Source organism: Mycoavidus sp. SF9855 (genome assembly GCF_024582735.1).
Lineage (GTDB): Bacteria > Pseudomonadota > Gammaproteobacteria > Burkholderiales > Burkholderiaceae > Mycoavidus.
On record NZ_CP102085.1, the window covers coordinates 101,663 to 122,443 of the forward strand.

At 49.9% G+C, this 20,781-nt stretch carries 11 protein-coding genes, 2 tRNA genes and 2 rRNA genes; 13 read left to right on the plus strand and 2 right to left on the minus strand.

The genetic code is table 11. From position 1 onward, the window contains the following. Positions 1–54: 54 nt before the first annotated feature. From NQD60_RS00410 to NQD60_RS00445, 8 genes are all read left to right on the plus strand, one after another. Positions 55–450, plus strand: coding sequence for a dihydroneopterin aldolase (locus tag NQD60_RS00410; RefSeq protein WP_257100624.1), 396 nt, complete (start codon positions 55–57; stop codon positions 448–450). A 76-nt stretch (positions 451–526) separates the two neighbouring features. Continuing rightward, positions 527–1,456 (plus strand): tRNA 2-thiocytidine(32) synthetase TtcA, encoded by a 930-nt coding sequence (gene ttcA, locus NQD60_RS00415; RefSeq protein WP_257101215.1) that lies wholly within the window; start codon positions 527–529, stop codon positions 1,454–1,456. A gap of 51 nt (positions 1,457–1,507) precedes the next feature. Further along, entirely contained in the window at positions 1,508–2,881 is a 1,374-nt protein-coding gene (gene glmU, locus NQD60_RS00420) for a bifunctional UDP-N-acetylglucosamine diphosphorylase/glucosamine-1-phosphate N-acetyltransferase GlmU (protein ID WP_257100625.1), read from the plus strand. Positions 2,882–2,944: 63 nt separating this feature from the next. Further along, the gene (gene glmS, locus NQD60_RS00425) at positions 2,945–4,762 is read left to right on the plus strand and encodes a glutamine--fructose-6-phosphate transaminase (isomerizing) (RefSeq protein WP_257100626.1); all 1,818 of its coding nucleotides are present in this window, start codon (positions 2,945–2,947) and stop codon (positions 4,760–4,762) included. A 27-nt stretch (positions 4,763–4,789) separates the two neighbouring features. Beyond that, the gene (locus tag NQD60_RS00430; RefSeq protein WP_257100627.1) at positions 4,790–6,238 is read left to right on the plus strand and encodes a DUF3375 domain-containing protein; all 1,449 of its coding nucleotides are present in this window, start codon (positions 4,790–4,792) and stop codon (positions 6,236–6,238) included. 2 nt (positions 6,239–6,240) lie between these two features. After that, positions 6,241–6,834, plus strand: coding sequence for a DUF4194 domain-containing protein (locus tag NQD60_RS00435; protein ID WP_257100628.1), 594 nt, complete (start codon positions 6,241–6,243; stop codon positions 6,832–6,834). Beyond that, positions 6,831–10,205 carry an ATP-binding protein gene (locus NQD60_RS00440; RefSeq protein WP_257100629.1) on the plus strand — a complete coding sequence of 1,125 codons (3,375 nt, stop codon included), beginning with the start codon at positions 6,831–6,833 and terminating at the stop codon, positions 10,203–10,205. Before NQD60_RS00435 ends, NQD60_RS00440 begins: the two co-directional genes overlap by 4 nt. Then, positions 10,202–11,422: a Wadjet anti-phage system protein JetD domain-containing protein gene (locus NQD60_RS00445; protein ID WP_257100630.1), complete on the plus strand. Its 1,221-nt coding sequence runs from the start codon at positions 10,202–10,204 to the stop codon at positions 11,420–11,422. Before NQD60_RS00440 ends, NQD60_RS00445 begins: the two co-directional genes overlap by 4 nt. Positions 11,423–11,443: 21 nt before the next feature. On the opposite strand, the gene argC is transcribed toward NQD60_RS00445, so the two are convergent. After that, complete coding sequence (gene argC / locus NQD60_RS00450) at positions 11,444–12,394, minus strand: N-acetyl-gamma-glutamyl-phosphate reductase (protein WP_257100631.1); 951 nt, start codon at positions 12,392–12,394, stop codon at positions 11,444–11,446. Continuing rightward, positions 12,394–13,077 carry an orotate phosphoribosyltransferase gene (locus tag NQD60_RS00455; RefSeq protein ID WP_257100632.1) on the minus strand — a complete coding sequence of 228 codons (684 nt, stop codon included), beginning with the start codon at positions 13,075–13,077 and terminating at the stop codon, positions 12,394–12,396. The genes argC and NQD60_RS00455 overlap by 1 nt, the downstream gene beginning before the upstream one ends. A 221-nt stretch (positions 13,078–13,298) precedes the next feature. On the opposite strand from NQD60_RS00455, the gene NQD60_RS00460 reads away from it, so the two are divergent. From NQD60_RS00460 to NQD60_RS00480, 5 genes are all read left to right on the plus strand, one after another. Further along, positions 13,299–15,569 (plus strand): NADP-dependent malic enzyme, encoded by a 2,271-nt coding sequence (locus NQD60_RS00460; RefSeq protein WP_257100633.1) that lies wholly within the window; start codon positions 13,299–13,301, stop codon positions 15,567–15,569. 293 nt (positions 15,570–15,862) lie between these two features. Next, positions 15,863–17,393, plus strand: a 16S ribosomal RNA gene (locus NQD60_RS00465). A gap of 45 nt (positions 17,394–17,438) precedes the next feature. Beyond that, a tRNA-Ile gene (locus NQD60_RS00470) sits at positions 17,439–17,515 on the plus strand. 35 nt (positions 17,516–17,550) lie between these two features. Continuing rightward, positions 17,551–17,626: transfer RNA gene (locus NQD60_RS00475), tRNA-Ala, on the plus strand. A gap of 220 nt (positions 17,627–17,846) precedes the next feature. Further along, a 23S ribosomal RNA gene (locus NQD60_RS00480) occupies positions 17,847–20,727 on the plus strand. Together the 16S and 23S rRNA genes with 2 tRNA genes alongside form the textbook arrangement of a ribosomal RNA operon. Positions 20,728–20,781: the final 54 nt, after the last annotated feature.

Here is a 20,781-nt window from a genome sequence, read left to right on the forward strand (position 1 = left end):
TGGTGCTTGACGGATATAGTCGATGAAGGTTTTACTCATTCTCATATAAAGGTTATGCTCAATTCTCTTGCCTACTCGCAACTTGCTGATTGTCGGCGGCTTTTTCTGCGGGATTATGTCATCCACCTTTTTATTGGTGTCCATGCCTTTGAGAAAAAAAAGCCGCAGCGCGTGGTCATGAATATCGAATTGTATGTTCCATTTGCTGTCTCCACTTCGGCCTCTGACGCACTCAATGAAGTTCTTGACTACAATTTGATGCGCGATACGATTGCATCGTATGCCAAGGGCCAACATATCCATTTATTGGAAACGTTATGCGACGATGCTGCCAATAGAATGCTCGCGCATCCTGGCGTGCGTGCGGTACGGATTCGCGCGGAGAAACCAGATATTTACCCTGATTGCGCCGCAGTGGGTGTAGAAGTGTTTCGTTGTAAGGAAATTTAAAATGAATGGGCATGAAAATTTACAGGATGCGCCGGCATCCCCTGCTGAGGCAGAGACTCGTGCACGCGAGCGCCCGATGAGCGCACTAAGCCGTCGCGCACAAAAAGATGCTTACGAGAACAATAAGCTTTACAAGCGGCTGGCGCGGCAGGTTGGCCAAGCGATTGCTGACTATCAGATGATTGAGGCCGGCGATAAGGTGATGGTGTGTCTATCGGGGGGTAAAGATAGCTATGCCTTGCTTGATATCTTGCTTAGATTACGGGAACGAGCGCCGTTACATTTTGATATCGTTGCGGTTAATCTTGATCAAAAACAGCCAGGTTTCCCGGAACATATATTGCCTGAATATTTAACCCAAAAGGGTGTGCCGTTTCATATTGAAAATCAAGATACCTACAGTATCGTTAAACGCCTCGTGCCAGAGGGAAAAACCACGTGCTCATTATGCTCACGCCTACGGCGCGGCATTTTATATCGCGTGGCAAGCGAGCTGGGCGCCACCAAAATTGCGCTTGGCCATCATCGTGATGATATCCTTGAGACATTATTTCTGAATTTATTTTATGGTGGCAAGCTCAAAGGAATGCCGCCAAAACTACAGTCAGATAATGGTAAGCATATCGTTATCCGTCCGCTCGCCTATGTAAAAGAGGCCGACTTAGAAGATTATTCTGCCTTGCGGCAATTCCCAATTATTCCGTGTAATCTGTGCGGTAGCCAAGCCAATCTAAAGCGTGCAGAAATGAAGGTTTTGATCCGTGATTGGGAAAAGCGTTATCCGGGCCGAGTGGAGAGTATCTTTAATGCACTGACGAATGTGATTCCATCACATCTGATGGACCGTGAATTATTTGAGTTTGCTGATCTACGTGTGACGGGTGCTGTACCTGCTCATGGCGATATTGCCTTCGATGATGAACCGTGTAGTGTTGGGCCGGCTGACACAGGAGTAGAGAATACTTTGCCCCTCAGTTTGCAGCCAATGCTACGCGCGACGCCATGATAAAATAATTTTATTAGATTTCTCACCCTAGTTTAACTCTCTGCGCGCATTGTGAATATTGTGATCCTGGCGGCCGGTGAAGGTAAGCGTATGCGCTCAGCCTTACCCAAAGTGCTCCATTTACTGGCGGGCCAGCCGCTTCTTTGTCATGTTCTTGATACTGCGCGCGCCTTGCAGCCTGCAAAAATCGTCGTGGTGCTTGGGCATGGTGCGCAGGCAGTGCAGCAAGCCGTTGCTCTGCCCGCGGTCGAATTCGTGATACAAGCGCAACAATTAGGGACGGGCCATGCAGTGCAACAGGCACTGCCATTACTGGATCGTTCTATGCCAGTGCTGGTGCTATATGGTGATGTACCTCTGATTAGCGTGCCCACACTTGAGCGACTCATTAAACAGGCCAGTGCGGACCCTAAGGCAGAGCGTTGTGCGATGTTGACGGCGACACTCGCCGAGCCCAGCGGTTATGGGCGTATTGTGCGTGAGTCGATGGGCCGCGTGGTGCGCATTGTGGAACAAAAAGATGCCAGCCCTGAAGAATGCAAGATCAATGAAGTTAACACCGGCATCATGCTGCTGCCCGGCGCCCGTATTGCCAATTGGCTTGCCGAACTGAACAATCATAATGCTCAGCACGAATACTATCTGACCGATGTGATTGAGCGTGCGATTGCGGAGAATGTAGACGTTGTCACGAGCCAGCCTGACAATGTATCCGAAACAATGGGGGTTAACAACAAAGCACAGTTAGCACTGCTTGAGCGCACTTATCAGCGCCAACTGGCAGACGCATTACTTGATAATGGCGTTACGCTGGCGGACCCAGCACGGATTGATATACGTGGCGCACTTACCTGTGGCCGCGAAGTGTCAATTGATGTGAATTGTGTGTTTGAAGGCGCTGTGAAGTTAGCTGATGGCGTGAGTATTGGTCCGCATTGTGTGCTGAAAAACGCAGTGATTGGCGCTGGGGCAAAAATTAATGCATTGACGCATATCGAAGGGGCGCACATAGGTGAGCGCGCCGTGATTGGTCCATATGCACGGCTGCGGCCAGGCGCAATCCTTGCAGAGGATACCCATATTGGCAATTTTGTCGAGGTTAAAAATGCCATGCTTGGCGCTAGCTCAAAGGCAAACCATCTTAGCTATATTGGTGACGCTGATGTTGGGGCGCATGTCAATATAGGTGCGGGTACGATTACCTGCAATTATGACGGCGCACAAAAGCATCGCACGGTAATTGAAGATAACGTGTTTGTGGGTTCTGCGACGCAGCTGGTGGCGCCGGTTAAGATTGCACAGGGAGTAACGATCGCAGCGGGTACAACCGTTTGGCGAGATGTGCCCGCGAGCGCCCTCGTGCTTAACGAAAAAACGCAAATCGCTAAAGCTGATTATGTGCGGCCCACCAAAAGAAAAGATTGATGAGTATTAAACTCCAACGCTCGCTATCTTTCATTATTCAACTTTTATCATTCTGAGTCTTATATGTGTGGCATTGTCGGCGCGGTCGCGCAGCGTAATATTGTTCCAGTCCTAATCGAAGGGTTGCGGCGGCTTGAATACCGCGGCTATGATTCTTGCGGTGTGGCCGTGCTGGCAGAGAAAGAACTGCGCCGTGCACGTAGCGTGTCGCGTGTCACCCATCTTGCAACTGAGGCGCAAACGACACATTTAACGGGTGATATTGGGATTGCGCATACGCGTTGGGCTACCCATGGCGCGCCGGTGACAGATAATGCCCATCCGATTTTTTCACGCGATACGATTGCGCTTGTGCACAATGGCATTATCGAGAATTACGAAGTCCTGCGTGAAGCGCTGCAAGCACAAGGCTATGAATTTATCAGCCAAACGGATACTGAAGTCATTGCTCATTTGATTCATAGTTTGTATCGCGGCGACCTTTTTAGCGCAGTACGTGCAGCGGTCCGTCAGCTACATGGTGCTTTTGCAATTGCCGTTTTTAGTCGCGATGAGCCGCACTATATTGTGGGTGCGAGGCAAGGCTCACCTCTGGTAGTCGGGGTGGGTGACAATGAGCATTTTCTTGCTTCCGATGCGCTCGCGCTTGCGGGTAGCACAGAGCGCTTTATTTTTCTTGAAGAGGGCGATGTCGTGCAACTTTCGCGTACGGCATCCTGTATTGCTGATCACACTGGTGCCATTGTGGAGCGCGAAATACGTACCGTCGCGGCCTATGGCAGTGCGGTTGAGCTCGGGCCCTATCGCCATTTTATGCAAAAAGAAATTTTTGAGCAGCCGCGCGCGATTGCGGACACCATTCCCGTGGCGGAGGCATTTATCCCCGCACATTTTGGTGAACAAGCTGAGCGGGTATTTGCAGGGATTGATAGCTTGTTGATATTGGCTTGCGGCACCAGCTATTACGCTGGTTTAACGGCTAAATATTGGTTTGAATCAATGGTTGCGCTGCCGACTCAGGTTGAAATTGCCAGTGAGTATCGTTATCGAGATTCAGTACCCAATCCGAATAGTTTAGTGGTGGTTATTTCGCAGTCAGGTGAGACCGCTGATACATTAGCTGCGTTAAAGCATGCGCAAGCATTAGGACACACTCGTACACTGGCGATTTGTAATGTCGCAACCAGTGCGATGGTGCGGCAGACGGCGCTGGCATTTTTGACGCATGCCGGCACAGAGATCGGCGTGGCCTCAACCAAAGCTTTTACTACACAGCTGGTTGCCCTGTTTATGCTGGCGGTCACCTTGGGTAAGCTGCGAGGGCGAGTTGCGGCAAGTGCTGAAGAAACTTATCTCAAACAACTCCGTCATTTGCCTGCTGCTTTAAACCATGTTCTTGCACTGGAGCCGCAAATCATTGCATGGGCTGAGCAATTTGCCTCTAAAGAAAACGCGCTTTTTCTCGGACGTGGCCTGCATTACCCAATTGCGCTTGAGGGCGCGCTCAAGCTAAAAGAAATCTCGTACATTCACGCTGAGGCTTATCCCGCTGGTGAACTCAAGCATGGCCCGCTAGCCCTGGTTACTCGCGCCATGCCAGTTGTCACGGTTGCGCCAAACGATGCGTTGCTTGAAAAGTTGAAGTCGAATATACAAGAAGTTCGCGCCCGCGGTGGCGAGCTCTATGTCTTTGCCGATGCCGATACGCGCATCGTCAATGGCGAAGGTTTGCATGTGATCCGGCTGCCTGAACATTACGGTTGGTTGTCCCCGATTTTGCACGTCATACCGTTGCAATTGTTGGCATACCATACTGCGTGTGTGCGTGGGACAGATGTCGATAAACCTAGGAACCTTGCAAAGTCAGTGACGGTGGAATAACCGTGATATCTATTTGGACTGTTTGAAATGGATTATCAGACCCTGCTTATCCAACGTAATACTCATCCAGCATGGCGCTTACTCGCAGCAGTTAATGCACCATTGGTTGCTAGTTTTCTATACCGCAGTTTCATCGAGCCAAATGTGCGCACTGTTTCTCGGCAAGCGTTAGCATTGCAGCTAGAAGGCTACCTATATCATTTGCATGAAACCGAGGGTGAAATTCTTTTTCCTAAGCTCGCTACAGATTATTTGGATGATTGGGCAGCGGATAAGTGCGGGTGGTTGCGCAAATACTATACGGTCGACAGTGACGAACCACATTACGATTTAACGTTCTCTGCTGAATTGGCGATTAATTGGCTTGCTGGCCTTAAACAGCGGCAATTTATCGGCACCGAGTCGCGTTTAATCATGGTGTTTGAGTTATTGCGCCAAATTGCTGACGGGACTGAGCTTGATCCTGCTGCGCGTATTGCGGAGCTTGAAAAGCGTAAAGGCGTGCTTGAAAACGAGATCGCGCGGATTCAATCCGGGCAATTGGATTTGATGGGTGCAACACAAGTCCGCGAGCGTTTTTTACAAATGGTTGCAACAGCCAGAGAGTTACTTGCTGATTTCCGGGCCGTTGAACAAAACTTTCGGTGCTTGGATCGTTCAGTACGGGAGCGTATTGCCACCTGGGGCGGTAGTAAAGGCGAATTGCTCGGCGAGATTTTCGGTCAGCGTGATGTCATTGCCGATTCGGATGAAGGCAAGAGCTTTCGCGCTTTCTGGGATCTACTGATGTCACCGGCCCGTCAAGAAGAACTTTCGTTATTACTGGAGACGGCACTTTCATTAGAGCCAGTGCGGGGGTTGATGCCGGATAACCGATTGTTGCGGATTCATTATGACTGGTTAGAAGCTGGCGAGGTGACTCAGCGCACGGTGGCGCGTTTATCGGAGCAACTGCGGCGTTATCTAGATGATCAAACATGGTTAGAAAACCGACGCATTATGCAGTTGATCCGAAACATAGAACAAAAAGCACTCACGGCGCGAGATCAAATACAAGCGGACGTTTTGACCTCTTTTATGACGCTGGAGAAGCTTACGCCTGCGCTCCGTCTTACGATGGAGCGTACCCTGTATTCACCACCGTTTAAACCCGAGATCTGTCAGCATATCCTAGCCGATGATGACGTTGCGATTGTCACAGATGCGCTTTTTGAGCAGGTGTTTGTTGATAAAGTGCGCCTCTTAGCTAATATCAGGCGTTCGTTGCAAACGCGTCGACAGATCTCACTTGCTGAGCTAGTTAGGCAATATCCGCTGGAACAAGGTTTGGCTGAGCTGGTTGTTTACCTTAGTCTCGCGACTCATCCAGACTACCATGGGGCGCTTGATGATACCCAGACTGAAAGTGTAATGTGGACAGATTTGCTTGGCCAAGTGCGAAGAGCGATTCTACCTTTAGTGATTTTTGCCCAATGAATATGGATGATAACCGCCTACCTCCGTTATTGATTGCACTGCTGCAAAGTGTGCTGTACCGTGATATTGACTTGGCTCGTTGGCAAGCACTACTTGATTTACAAGCTAGAGTCCGTGACTACTATGTAATCATTGGTTTAGAGTTAATTGTAGATGAAGCAGAGGGGTATGCTTATTTGCGTCAGCGTCCAGTGGTGGAAGGCGCCGCAGAATTGCCGCGACTGTTGCCACGCCGCCCTTTAAGCTATCCGGTTAGTCTTATTCTAGTGCTATTGCGCAAAAAAATGGCCGAATTCGACGTGACGAGTAGCGATAGCCGTCTTGTCATGAGCCGTGAAGAGATTGTTGAGTTAATCCGTCTCTTCTTGCCAGATACCGTTAATGAAGTTAAGTTACTCAATCGGATCGATACACATATCAATAAAATCATCGAGCTGGGGTTTTTACGCCGCTTGGCGGGGCAGGATCAGCAATTTGAAGTTCATCGCATTCTCAAAGCTTTTGTCGATGCACAGTGGCTCAATGAATTTGAGCAGCGGCTAACGGATTACTGTAACCATGCTCAGGCGACGCTGCTGTCGGAGGATGCATCATGAGTCATGTAGATCAGCTCGATTTCGCTCAAGACGGCGAGCGGGCAGGTTTTCGTTTACATCGTTTTGAAGTATTTAACTGGGGTACGTTTCATCAGCGGGTCTGGAGCTTGCAGCCAGGGGGTGACAATATCTTGCTAACGGGTGATATCGGTTCTGGTAAATCTACGTTGGTTGACGCGATAACGACGCTACTCGTGCCAGCGCAAAAGATTGCCTATAACAAAGCTGCGGGAGCCGATGCACGTGAACGCAGCTTACGCACTTATGTGCTAGGACACTATAAGTCAGAGCGTGGTGATGGCAACACTACTGCACGTGCGGTGACTTTGCGTGATCATAATAGTTATTCGGTACTGCTGAGTATTTTCCATAACCAGGGTTTTGACCAAACGGTGACGTTAGCGCAAGTATTTTGGTTTAAGGACCCGCGTGGGCAACCTGAGCGTTTTTATATTGTGGCGGATCACGCGTTGTCGGTCGCTGGGCATTTTGCCGACTTTGGCTCTGATATAAGCAAATTGCGCAAACGCTTACGCAATACGCGTGGGATTACGCTACACGAGAGTTTTACGCAGTACGGCGCGGATTTTCGGCGCCGTTTTGGCATCGCCAATGAGCAGGCGATGGATTTGTTCCATCAAACGGTATCGATGAAATCGGTCGGTAATCTGACTCAATTTGTGCGTGATCATATGTTGGAGGCTTTTCCAGTAGAGGCTCGTATTGCAGCCTTGATTGCGCATTTTGACGATCTTAATCGGGCACACGAATCGGTGCTTAAAGCCAAAGCACAGATTGGCCATTTAGCGCCATTGATAGAAAATTGTGACCAACATGCGCGGCAGGTAGCTGAAGTTGAGGAGTTACGTTATTGTTGGGATGCACTGCGGCCTTGGTTTGCACATCTGAAAAGTGGTTTGCTACAGAAGTGGATGAGCCAATTGCAAAACGAGCTAGAGCGCCTCTCTATAAACTCACTGGCGCTTGCAGATAAAAAACGGAGTGAGCTGGCTACCCGCGATGAAATCAAACAAGCTATTGCCTCGAACGGCGGTGACCGGCTTGAGCGCATCAAGTCTGACATTTTTCTGACACAGCAGACAAAGGATGAGCGCGCTAAGCGGGCCGATCAATATGATGCCTTAGCCCAAGCAGTGGGCTTGTCAGGTGCGGTAAATGCCGAGGCTTTTACAATCAATCGCCGTGCCATTGATGCCGGACAAGCAGCATGTGTAGAAAAGCGAGATATGCTGCAAAATGAGTTGACCGAAAAGGGTGTTGCGTTGCGGCAGCTTGAATTTCAGCATAATGAATTAGAGTTGGAACTTGATTCATTACGGAAACGGCGCTCAAATATTCCCGATCAAATGTTAAAGCTGCGCGATATATTATGTGACGCGCTATGCCTATCCGCAGATGATTTACCGTTTGTCGGAGAATTAATCCAAGTGCGTGATGAAGAAAAAGCATGGGAAGGCGCTGCTGAGCGGTTATTGCATAGCTTTGGTATCTCTTTATTGGTCCCTGACATACATTACGCTAGATTGGCTACCTGGGTTGATCAGACGCATTTGGGCGCTCGTCTAGTGTATTACCGAGTACGTTTAGTCGCGCAAACGAATCAACATGCTGTGCACCCGGCTTCATTGGCGCGCAAATTGGCGGTTAAGCCTGAGTCGCCTTTTTATAATTGGCTGGATACTGAATTAGGGCGGCGTTTCGATTATGTGTGTTGTCCTACGCTTGATCAATTCTATCGAGAGAAGCGGGCGATCACGCGTAGTGGTCAGATCAAAGCGGGTGACGAGCGCCACGAAAAAGATGATCGGCGCCGACTTGATGACCGTTCGCGTTATGTTCTAGGTTGGTCTAACGAAGCTAAAATCGCTGTCCTAGAAAAACAAGCCAGTGATTTAAAGACACGGATGCAAGCAAGCATAGCGCAAATTGCTATCGCTCAACGTGAGCTTGCTACTCAGCAGAAAAAATTGGGAACTTGGCAGCAACTGGCTGTATTTAGCAATTTCCAGGAATTAGAGTGGAGATCGCTACTGATCAAAATTGAGCAGCTTGAGCGAGAAAAACAACAACTGGAGGCGACTTCTGATGTGTTGAGCACACTAGAGCAGCAATTGGCTAAAATAAGCGAGGTGTTGCAAGAAACTGAGCACAGTATTGAAAAGAACTCACGTGCACAGGGCACCAACGAAGAAAAAATCAAGCAAGCCGAGAACACCTTAAAGGATTGTGAGCTTTTGCTTAAAGCAATGCCGCCACAAGTTCAGACCGACTATTTCCCATTGCTCGAAGCGATGCGACCTGAAGTGCTTGGTGGGCAATCGTTAACGGTTGAATCTTGCGATAATCGCGAGAAAGACATGGGCGCATGGTTGCGACAAAAGATTGGGGACAAGAGCAAGAAAATTGATCAGATCCGCGATAAAATTATTGACGCGATGCGTACCTATACGCTGGCTTACCCACTTGCCACGCGCGAGGTAGACGTGAGCGTCGAAGCGGCGCATGAATATCGCACCATGCTGAGTAATTTGCAAAGCGATGATCTGCCGCGTTTTGAAGCACGTTTTAAAGAGTTATTAAACGAAAACACCATTCGGGAAATCGCTGGCTTCCAATCGCAATTACATCGTGAGCGCCAGACTATTCGTGAGCGCATTGCTTTCATTAATCATTCATTGCGGGATATTGATTACAACCCAAATCGCTACATCGCACTTGAGGCTGAACCTAACATCGATGTTGAGTTGCGCGATTTCCAACAAAATTTGCGCACGTGTACTGAAGGTGCGCTCACCGGATCAGCTGATGAAGAATATTCAGAGGCTAAGTTTTTACAGGTGAGGCGCATCATTGAACGTTTCCGTGGCCGAGAGGGCAGCGCTGAATTTGATCGGAATTGGACGCGCAAAGTGACTGATGTGCGCAACTGGTTTACATTTTCTGCGTCTGAGCGTTGGCGCAACGATGATCGTGAGCATGAGCACTATACTGATTCAGGCGGAAAATCGGGGGGACAGAAAGAAAAGCTTGCCTACACGGTGCTAGCTGCGAGTCTAGCGTATCAGTTTGGGCTGGAAAAAGGTCCGACCCATTCTCGGTCATTTCGCTTTGTTGTGATTGACGAGGCTTTTGGTCGTGGGTCCGATGAGTCAGCTCGCTATGGCTTGGAATTGTTTAAGCGGATGAATTTGCAACTTTTGATTGTAACCCCGCTACAAAAAATACATATTATCGAACCCTATGTGGTGAGCCTAGGTTTTGTACATAATGACGAGGGGCGCCAATCGATGTTACGTTCTCTTACGATTGAGGAATATCAGGTCGAGCGAGAAGCACGCCAAGCACAATGATGAGTAACAAGGCTTCTTTAGCTATATCATGGACCACACCAACGGAGATTGAAGCAAAGTTATTGCGGCTTTGGAAGCAGGGCCGGTTGCTCTCAGCACAACTCAATGGCGCAGTTTTATTTCCGCTCAAAATGAATCTGCGCCAGCCTGAGGCGAATGCTGTCATGCATCGCTTCGACGATGTTCGCTGCTGGATTCGACTGCTAGAAAAAGATAGCAAAGCAGTCAGGGGATATGGTTATGAAATCGAATGGCAGGAATTTAATCACCGCCAACTGGGGCGCAACCGTATCCCCACAAAGGTGATTCTGCCCACGGCAGCAGATGCGTTACGCTTGCTTGGGCGGCAACGTGATGCTGCTCGTTTTGATCAATTGGCGGCGATTACCCTGGATGCTTTTCCTGAGTTGAAAGAATGGCTGAGCCGGCGTGCGTTGACCGTTCTAGAGTCGGCAGAAATATGGGAGCGGATTATGGCTATCTTGCATTGGTTTCGCCATCGTCCAAAGCCCGGCATATATTTACGCCAACTGGATATTGCCGGGATTGATACCAAGTTTATTGAAACTCGCAAAGGGCTTTTGACAGAATTGCTCGACCAGGTGCTGCCATCATCGGTGATTGAGCCAAGTGCGACGGGCGCCCGTCATTTCGAGTTGCGCTATGGCCTATTGAGTAAACCTTCATTAATTCGTTTTCGGATACTGGATCAATCCGATCGCATCGGAGGGTTGTCTGATATCAGTGTGCCGCTCTCCGAATTCGCCGCATTAAATCCAAATGCGAGACGGATTTTTATTACCGAAAATGAAATAAATGGCTTGGCATTTCCTGAGTTACCGCACAGTATGATTATTTTTGGTGGGGGATACAATATCGGCCGTTTGGCTAATATCGGGTGGTTGGCGCATAGGGATATCACTTATTGGGGTGACATCGATACCCATGGTTATGCGATCCTGGATCGTCTACGAGCTTCCTATCCGCATGTCAAATCGCTATTAATGGATCGCGCCACCTTACTGGCTCATCGCACTTTATGGGGGGCTGAAGAGCAGGACAAACGCTATTGCGGCCAGCTGGATAGGCTAACTGAACCTGAACAAGCATTATTTGAAGATCTGCGCTCTGATAGATTAGGAGAAAGGGTCAGGATGGAACAAGAGAAGCTGAGTTTTGGCTGGGTTGCTCAAGCCATCCGTAGTTTGGAAAATTAGAGTTCGAGAGTGGATTGGTCTTTATGCGATAGCAGTCAATCCTGCCATTTCACCCGTACCAAGGCGTAGGTTCATGCATTGAATCGCGGCGCCTGATGCACCTTTGCCTAAGTTATCAAGCCGGGCAATAGTGACGATCCGATCTTGGTTACCAAATACAAAAATATCTACGCGATTTGTATTATTACACTCTTGAATATTAAAAAACCCCTGATCAAGATTCTCTACCGCATCAAATGGCGCAACCCGGATAAAAGGCTCATTTTCATAATATTCGGCAAGCACCGCCTGAACGTGTTGAGGGCCAACGCCGGGGGCAAGATAACGAGAATAAAAACAAGTCGTAACCGCCAAACCTTGATAAAAAGACGCAACAATCGGCGTGAAGATGGGCGCGGTGGCAAGTTCCGCATGCATCGTCATTTCTGGCAGATGCTTGTGCTCAAGGCCAAGCGCGTAGTGTCTCGGACTTGTAAGTGACGGGTTTTCACCGCACTCATAAGCCGAAATCATTTGCTTGCCGCCACCGCTATAACCCGTAATTGAATAACTGCTCAGCGGACAATCAGGCGGCATAATGCCTTTTGCTACCAACGGATGCGCGGCGAGTATAAACGCCGATGCATGGCAACCTGGCACCGCAATTCGCTGGGACGTGCGGATGCGCGCGCGCTGTGCGCGGTTTAGTTCCGGTAACCCGTATGCCCAATCATGATCGGTGCGAAAGGCGGTACTGGCGTCAATGATGCAGGTATTGGGGTTGTCGACGAGTGCTACCGATTCACGCGCGGCAGTGTCGGGTAAACACAAGAAGGTCAGATCTGAAGCGTTGATCAGGGTGCGTCGCTGCTCAACGTCTTTTCGTTTATCTTCGTCAATACGTAGTATTTCAATATCACGTCGGATCGCAAGATATTCAAAAATCTTCAGGCCGGTGGTGCCCTCTTGCCCGTCAACAAATACTTTAATCATTAAACCACCGTTTCAGAGCCACCGTGCGCCGCTGACCATGCGGCGGGAGCGTGTAAGAATTTCTCGACTTCATCAAGCGTCGCAGGATCGAAATAATTCAGTGACTTGGCCACTCGAAGAACATCCCACCAAGTGGCAAGGGCATGGAGCTCAACCCCGATATCTTTTAAAACAGAGCGGCTTTCGGCAAAGATATCATAGTGAAAGAGCACAAAGACATGGTTAACTTGAGCCCCCGCTGTGCGCAGCGCTTCACAAAAATTAATCTTGCTGCGGCTATCGGTGGTTAAATCCTCCACCAGTAAAACACGCGCTCCTTCTGTGAGATGACCTTCAATCTGCGCATTGCGGCCAAAGCCTTTTGGTTTTTTTCGCACATATTGCATGGGCAACATCAGCCGGTCAGCGATCCAGGCGGCAAAAGGAATGCCAGCGGTTTCACCACCGGCTACCGCATCAATTTGCTCGAAGCCAATCTCATCTAAGATCGTCGATTCAGCCATTGACATCAGCGTGCGGCGTGCGCGCGGAAAGGAAATCAGTTTGCGGCAGTCGATATATACCGGGCTGGCCCGACCAGAGGTCAACATGAAAGGATTGACGGTATTAAAGTGCACCGCTTGTAACTCAAGCAGAATTTTTGCTGTAGTGTCAGCAATGGAGGGGTGATTAGAGCCTGTCATGGCAAATCCTATTTTAGTAGACCCCTTATTCTACCTAGAATTTTTGTGAAATTCTTTCATTTATGGCGAAAATAAATAACAAAAATTTTGTGCTTAAACCTTATTGATGGCCTTGAGGTGTAAACTAGGCTCCCCGCGGCGAGTGGCCAACTCATTCAGCCTGCTGTCGGGCAGCTTAATTCTTTTGGGCTTAAAATCAACAAAACCACAGGTTAGATGTAATGGACGAACAACTTAAGCAAAGCGCGCTTTATTATCATCAATTCCCCCGCCCTGGCAAGATATCGGTTACTCCGACGAAGCCATTGTCCAATAGCCTAGACCTTGCTCTAGCCTACTCGCCGGGAGTGGCGGCCGCATGTGAGGCGATTCATCAAGATCCGCTGACGGCACAAAAATACACCTCACGCGGCAATCTAGTGGGCGTGATCACAAATGGTACCGCCGTGTTAGGTCTTGGTAATATTGGGCCACTTGCAGCTAAACCTGTGATGGAAGGCAAAGGTTGCTTATTTAAGAAGTTCGCTGGCATTGACGTATTCGATATTGAGTTGGCAGAAAACGATCCAGACAAGCTGGTTGAGGCAATCGCTATGCTGGAGCCAACGCTGGGCGGCATTAATCTTGAAGATATTAAAGCGCCCGAGTGTTTTTATATCGAAAAAAAGCTGCGCGAGCGGATGAAAATTCCGGTTTTTCATGATGATCAACATGGCACGGCGATCATCGCGTCTGCCGCTATCCTTAACGGCTTGAAGGTCGTTGGCAAAAAGTTAAGCGAAATCAAACTGGTTTGTTCGGGTGCGGGTGCAGCAGCAATTGCTTGCTTGGATTTGCTCGTCGATCTTGGGCTAAATAAAGCCCATATTCTTGTCGTCGACTCAAAAGGCGTGATCCATGATGGGCGCTCCAACCTGGATCCCACTAAAGCACGTTACATTGCTAAAACTCAAGCACGCGAGCTAGCCGATGCGATGCAAGATGCAGATGTTTTTCTCGGGTGTTCGGCGGCAGGCGTGCTTAAGCCAGAAATGGTGAAAAGCATGGCCGCGAAGCCATTGATTCTCGCGCTGGCTAACCCAGAGCCGGAAATTCGCCCAGAGCTTGCTAAAGCGGCGCGCCCAGATGTGGTGATTGCGACGGGTCGCTCAGACTATCCGAATCAGGTCAACAATGTATTGTGTTTTCCCTTTATTTTTCGCGGCGCGTTGGATGTAGGGGCCACCTGTATCACTGAGCAGATGAAGCTCGCTTGTGTAAAGGCCATTGCCGAATTGGCACAAGACTGCGATCAAGGTGATGAGGTGGCGAAGGCTTATGAAGGTCATACACTTGAATTTGGACCGGATTATTTAATCCCTAAGCCATTTGATCCACGTTTAATCATCAAAATTGCACCGGCCGTAGCACAGGCGGCGATGGATTCAGGCGTAGCAACGCAACCCATTGCTGACATGGATGCCTACCGTGAGCAGCTCGCCGGGACCGTTTACCGCACGGGGATGGTGATGCGTCCAGTCTTCACCGCAGCTAAAACGGCGCCAGCGCGGATTGTGTTTGCCGAAGGTGAGGACGAACGCGTTTTGCGCGCAGCTCAATTTGTGTTGCTTGAAAAAATCGCGCAGCCTATCGTAGTAGGTCGACCGGCTGTGATTGAAATGCGTTTGAAAAAAATTAGCTCAAAGTTAAAACTTGGTCAAGATTTGATTGTTGTTAATCCAGAAGATGATTCGCGTTATCAAAAAAGTTGGCAAGAATATCATCGGCGAGGGGCCCGTGAAGGCGTCACGCCAGAAGTGGCGAAGGCCGCGATGCGCAAGTCTAATACCTTGATTGGCGCGACTCTGGTTCACCTAGGTGAAGCCGAAGGCATGATCTGTGGTCTGATTGACACTTACCATAGTCACCTGAAATTTATTCAGCAAGCGCTGGGTTACGCGCCCGATGTCAGTCATTATGCAGCGATGAATTTGCTGATGCTGCCAGGGCGCAATTTGTTTATCTGCGATACCTATGTCAATCAAGAACCGAGTTCGGAGCAGTTGGCTGAGATGGCGGTGCTTGCTGCGCGTGAAATTGAGCGCTTTGGCATTGTGCCCAAGATTGCGCTGTTATCGAGTTCAAATTTTGGTAGTGCGCCAAACGCCTCCTCGCAACGCATGGCTAAAGCACGCGCATTGATTGTTGAGCGCGCACCCGAGCTCGAGGTGGAGGGTGAGATGCATGGTGATGCCGCCTTGTCCGAAGTCTTACGCAAAGCGGCCTTTCCTGGGTCAAAACTGACCGGTGAGGCGAATCTCTTGATTATGCCAAGTCTAGAGGCCGCAAATATTGCCTACAATTTATTAAAAATGACCAGCGGCGAGGGCCTAACCATAGGCCCATTCTTGCTTGGCGCATCAAAACCGGTGCATATTCTGACTCCAGGCGCCACCGTGCGGCGGATCATCAATATGACGGCGATTGCCGCGGCTAATGCGAATCTTATTTAATTTAAAGATTTTTGCGAAAAGGGGTTGACGGGTTGGCGTAAAGGCAGCATAATCTCGTTCCTTCGCTGCTGAGTCAGCGAGACACGAACCGGAAGGTAAGTGGGCGATCTTTAAAAAGTTACAGTCGATAAGAGTGGGCACTTGATGAAAGCGAGTTTTTTGCGGCGTAAGCCGTGAGGAACGAAGATAGATATCAAGTCTCACAAGAAGTAAGATGGGTAGTAGAGCAATCTACGACTTGTCAACCTTTGAGAGAGCACCCGTCTGAAAAGATGGGGAGTTTAAACAGGTTTAAACAGAAGAGTTTGATCCTGGCTCAGATTGAACGCTGGCGGCATGCTTTACACATGCAAGTCGAACGGCAGCGCGGGTTTCGGCCTGGCGGCGAGTGGCGAACGGGTGAGTAATACATCGGAACGTGTCCTGTAGAGGGGGATAGCCCGGCGAAAGCCGGATTAATACCGCATACGATCTACGGATGAAAGCGGGGGACCTTAGGGCCTCGCGCTATAGGGGCGGCCGATGTCGGATTAGCTAGTTGGTGAGGTAAAGGCTTACCAAGGCGACGATCCGTAGCTGGTCTGAGAGGACGACCAGCCACACTGGGACTGAGACACGGCCCAGACTCCTACGGGAGGCAGCAGTGGGGAATTTTGGACAATGGGGGCAACCCTGATCCAGCAATGCCGCGTGTGTGAAGAAGGCCTTCGGGTTGTAAAGCACTTTTGTTCGGGAAGAAAACGTTAGGGTAAATAATCTTAATGGATGACGGTACCGGAAGAATAAGCACCGGCTAACTACGTGCCAGCAGCCGCGGTAATACGTAGGGTGCAAGCGTTAATCGGAATTATTGGGCGTAAAGGGTGCGTAGGCGGTTTGTTAAGACGGATGTGAAATCCCTGGGCTCAACCTGGGAACTGCATACGTGACTGGCAGACTAGAGTATGGCAGAGGGAGGTGGAATTCCACGTGTAGCAGTGAAATGCGTAGATATGTGGAGGAACACCGATGGCGAAGGCAGCCTCCTGGGCCAATACTGACGCTGAGGCACGAAAGCGTGGGGAGCAAACAGGATTAGATACCCTGGTAGTCCACGCCCTAAACGATGTCAACTGGTTGTTGGGGATAGCTATCCTTAGTAACGAAGCTAACGCGTGAAGTTGACCGCCTGGGGAGTACGATCGCAAGATTAAAACTCAAAGGAATTGACGGGGACCCGCACAAGCGGTGGATGATGTGGATTAATTCGATGCAACGCGAAAAACCTTACCTACCCTTGACATGTACATAATCTGGCCGAGAGGTTGGAGTGCTCGAAAGAGAGATGTAACACAGGTGCTGCATGGCTGTCGTCAGCTCGTGTCGTGAGATGTTGGGTTAAGTCCCGCAACGAGCGCAACCCTTATCCTTAGTTGCTACGCAAGGGCACTTTAAGGAGACTGCCGGTGACAAACCGGAGGAAGGCGGGGATGACGTCAAGTCCTCATGGCCCTTATGGGTAGGGCTTCACACGTCATACAATGGTCGGAACAGAGGGTAGCCAACCCGCGAGGGGGAGCCAATCCCAGAAAACCGATCGTAGTCCGGATTGCAGTCTGCAACTCGACTGCATGAAGTTGGAATCGCTAGTAATCGCGGATCAGCATGCCGCGGTGAATACGTTCCCGGGTCTTGTACACACCGCCCGTCACACCATGGGAGTGGGTTTTACCAGAAGTGGCTAGTCTAACCGTAAGGAGGGCGGTCACCACGGTAGGATTCATGACTGGGGTGAAGTCGTAACAAGGTAGCCGTATCGGAAGGTGCGGCTGGATCACCTCCTTTCTAGAAGATGCTTGAAGTCAAGTGTCCACACTTATCGGCTGTAATGGGTCTGTAGCTCAGGTGGTTAGAGCACACGCTTGATAAGCGTGGGGTCGTAGGTTCAAGTCCTACCAGACCCACCAAGCACAGGCCTGTTGATTGGTCAAGGAAGACACAGGGGGGCATAGCTCAGCTGGGAGAGCACCTGCTTTGCAAGCAGGGGGTCGTCGGTTCGATCCCGTCTGCCTCCACCAATCTTTATTCGCCAGGGTTTCTGAATGGGAGCCTTGTGGAATAACGATTGTCGTAAATCGACTGTCACGTTCTTTAACAAAATGGAAGAAGTAAAGTATGTGGAGACATTCTTGAGATGGAATGTTGAAGCATACATGGGTAATAGATTGTATCGACTTATCGAGACGGGTCAGCCGTTGAGATAAGGCAAACAAGTACTTAGAGACACCCTAGTTATAGGGTCAAGTGAATAAGTGCATGTGGTGGATGCCTTGGCGATCACAGGCGATGAAGGACGTGGTAGCCTGCGAAAAGCTTCGGGGAGCTGGCAAACAAGCTTTGATCCGAAGATGTCCGAATGGGGAAACCCGGCCCGAATGGGTCATCCTTGACTGAATACATAGGTCAAGAGAAGCGAACGCGGTGAACTGAAACATCTAAGTAGCCGTAGGAAAAGAAATCAACCGAGATTCCCAGAGTAGTGGCGAGCGAAATGGGAAGAGCCTGTATTTTTTAGCACAATAGTTAGCAAAATGGAATGGAAAGTCCAGCCATAGAAGGTGATAGCCCTGTATGCGAAAACTGTAGTGTGGAACTAGGGATACGAAAAGTAGGGCGGGACACGTGAAATCCTGTTTGAAGATGGGGGGACCATCCTCCAAGGCTAAATACTCGTGATCGACCGATAGTGAACCAGTACCGTGAGGGAAAGGCGAAAAGAACCCCGGAAGGGGAGTGAAATAGATCCTGAAACCGCATGCATACAAACAGTAGGAGCCTCGTAAGGGGTGACTGCGTACCTTTTGTATAATGGGTCAGCGACTTACATTCAGTAGCGAGCTTAACCGATTAGGGAAGGCGTAGCGAAAGCGAGTCCGAATAGGGCGATAGTTGCTGGGTGTAGACCCGAAACCGGATGATCTATCCATGGCCAGGATGAAGGTGCGGTAACACGTACTGGAGGTCCGAACCCACTAATGTTGAAAAATTAGGGGATGAGCTGTGGATAGGGGTGAAAGGCTAAACAAATCCGGAAATAGCTGGTTCTCTCCGAAAACTATTTAGGTAGTGCCTCGTGTATCACCTTCGGGGGTAGAGCACTGTCATGGTAGAGGGGTCCATCGCGGATTACCTCGCCATAGCAAACTCCGAATACCGAAGAGTGCAATCACGGGAGACAGACGCCGGGTGCTAACGTCCGACGTCAAGAGGGAAACAACCCAGACCGCCAGCTAAGGTCCCCAAGATTGGCTAAGTGGGAAACGAAGTGGGAAGGCTAAAACAGTCAGGAGGTTGGCTTAGAAGCAGCCATCCTTTAAAGAAAGCGTAATAGCTCACTGATCGAGTCGTCCTGCGCGGAAGATGTAACGGGGCTCAAGCCAGTCACCGAAGCTGCGGATGCATAGTAATATGCATGGTAGGAGAGCGTTCTGTAAGCCTGTGAAGGTGTATCGAAAGGTATGCTGGAGGTATCAGAAGTGCGAATGCTGACATGAGTAGCGATAAAGGGGGTGAAAAGCCCCCTCGCCGAAAGCCCAAGGTTTCCTACGCAACGTTCATCGGCGTAGGGTGAGTCGGCCCCTAAGGTGAGGCAGAAATGCGTAGCTGATGGGAAGCAGGTTAATATTCCTGCACCGTCGTTAGATGCGATGGGGGGACGGATCGCTAAAGGTTGTCCGGGTGTTGGATGTCCCGGTCCCTGCATTAGAGAAGGCGCTTAGGCAAATCCGGGCGCGGAATTCAAGGATGTGGGGCGAGCAAACGTGAGTTTGCGAAGCAATTGGAAGTGGTTCCAAGAAAAGCCTCTAAGCTTCAGTCTAATGACGACCGTACCGCAAACCGACACAGGTGGGCGAGATGAGTATTCTAAGGCGCTTGAGAGAACTCGGGAGAAGGAACTCGGCAAATTGGTACCGTAACTTCGGGATAAGGTACGCCCTGGTATCTTGACTGGCCTGCGCCAGAAGGGAGAAAGGGTTGCAAAAAATTGGTGGCTGCGACTGTTTAATAAAAACACAGCACTCTGCAAACACGAAAGTGGACGTATAGGGTGTGACGCCTGCCCGGTGCCGGAAGATTAAATGATGGGGTGCAAGCTCTTGATTGAAGTCCCGGTAAACGGCGGCCGTAACTATAACGGTCCTAAGGTAGCGAAATTCCTTGTCGGGTAAGTTCCGACCTGCACGAATGGCGTAACGATGGCCACACTGTCTCCTCCCGAGACTCAGCGAAGTTGAAATGTTTGTGATGATGCAATCTACCCGCGGCTAGACGGAAAGACCCCATGAACCTTTACTGTAGCTTTGTATTGAACTGTGAACCGGTCTGTGTAGGATAGGTGGGAGGCTTTGAAGCGTGAACGCTAGTTTGCGTGGAGCCAACCTTGAAATACCACCCTGGTTTGTTTGCGGTTCTAACCTTGGCCCGTAATCCGGGTCGGGAACAGTGCATGGTGGGCAGTTTGACTGGGGCGGTCTCCTCCCAAAGCGTAACGGAGGAGTACGAAGGTACGCTAGGTACGGTCGGAAATCGTACTGATAGTGCAATGGCATAAGCGTGCTTAACTGTGAGACTGACACGTCGAACAGGTGCGAAAGCAGGTCATAGTGATCCGGTGGTTCTGTATGGAAGGGCCATCGCTCAACGGATAAAAGGTACTCTGGGGATAACAGGCTGATACCGCCCAAGAGTTCATATCGACGGCGGTGTTTGGCACCTCGATGTCGGCTCATCTCATCCTGGGGCTGTAGCCGGTCCCAAGGGTATGGCTGTTCGCCATTTAAAGAGGTACGTGAGCTGGGTTTAAAACGTCGTGAGACAGTTTGGTCCCTATCTGCCGTGGGCGCTGGAAATTTGAGAGGACCTGCTCCTAGTACGAGAGGACCGGAGTGGACGAACCTCTGGTGTACCGGTTGTCACGCCAGTGGCATCGCCGGGTAGCTATGTTCGGAAGAGATAACCGCTGAAAGCATCTAAGCGGGAAACTCGCCTCGAGATGAGATTTCCCGGGAATTCGATTCCCCTGAAGGGTCGTTCGAGACCAGGACGTCGATAGGCTGGGTGTGTACGCACAGTAATGTGCTTAGCTAACCAGTACTAATCGCCCGTGAGGCTTGACCCTATAACTTGTGTGTCTTATCTATTACCTAATTACTTCTTCCCCCCTTTTTGATGA

Bases quoted from the DNA above. Each gene is read 5' to 3' on its own strand.
- NQD60_RS00430 (WP_257100627.1), top strand. From the start codon at position 4,790: ATGGATTATCAGACCCTGCTTATCCAACGTAATACTCATCCAGCATGG.
- NQD60_RS00410 (WP_257100624.1), top strand. From the start codon at position 55: ATGCTCAATTCTCTTGCCTACTCGCAACTTGCTGATTGTCGGCGGCTT.
- NQD60_RS00455 (WP_257100632.1), bottom strand. From the start codon at position 13,077: ATGACAGGCTCTAATCACCCCTCCATTGCTGACACTACAGCAAAAATT.
- NQD60_RS00445 (WP_257100630.1), top strand. From the start codon at position 10,202: ATGATGAGTAACAAGGCTTCTTTAGCTATATCATGGACCACACCAACG.
- glmS (WP_257100626.1), top strand. From the start codon at position 2,945: ATGTGTGGCATTGTCGGCGCGGTCGCGCAGCGTAATATTGTTCCAGTC.
- NQD60_RS00435 (WP_257100628.1), top strand. From the start codon at position 6,241: ATGGATGATAACCGCCTACCTCCGTTATTGATTGCACTGCTGCAAAGT.
- NQD60_RS00460 (WP_257100633.1), top strand. From the start codon at position 13,299: ATGGACGAACAACTTAAGCAAAGCGCGCTTTATTATCATCAATTCCCC.
- ttcA (WP_257101215.1), top strand. From the start codon at position 527: ATGAGCGCACTAAGCCGTCGCGCACAAAAAGATGCTTACGAGAACAAT.
- argC (WP_257100631.1), bottom strand. From the start codon at position 12,394: ATGATTAAAGTATTTGTTGACGGGCAAGAGGGCACCACCGGCCTGAAG.
- NQD60_RS00440 (WP_257100629.1), top strand. From the start codon at position 6,831: ATGAGTCATGTAGATCAGCTCGATTTCGCTCAAGACGGCGAGCGGGCA.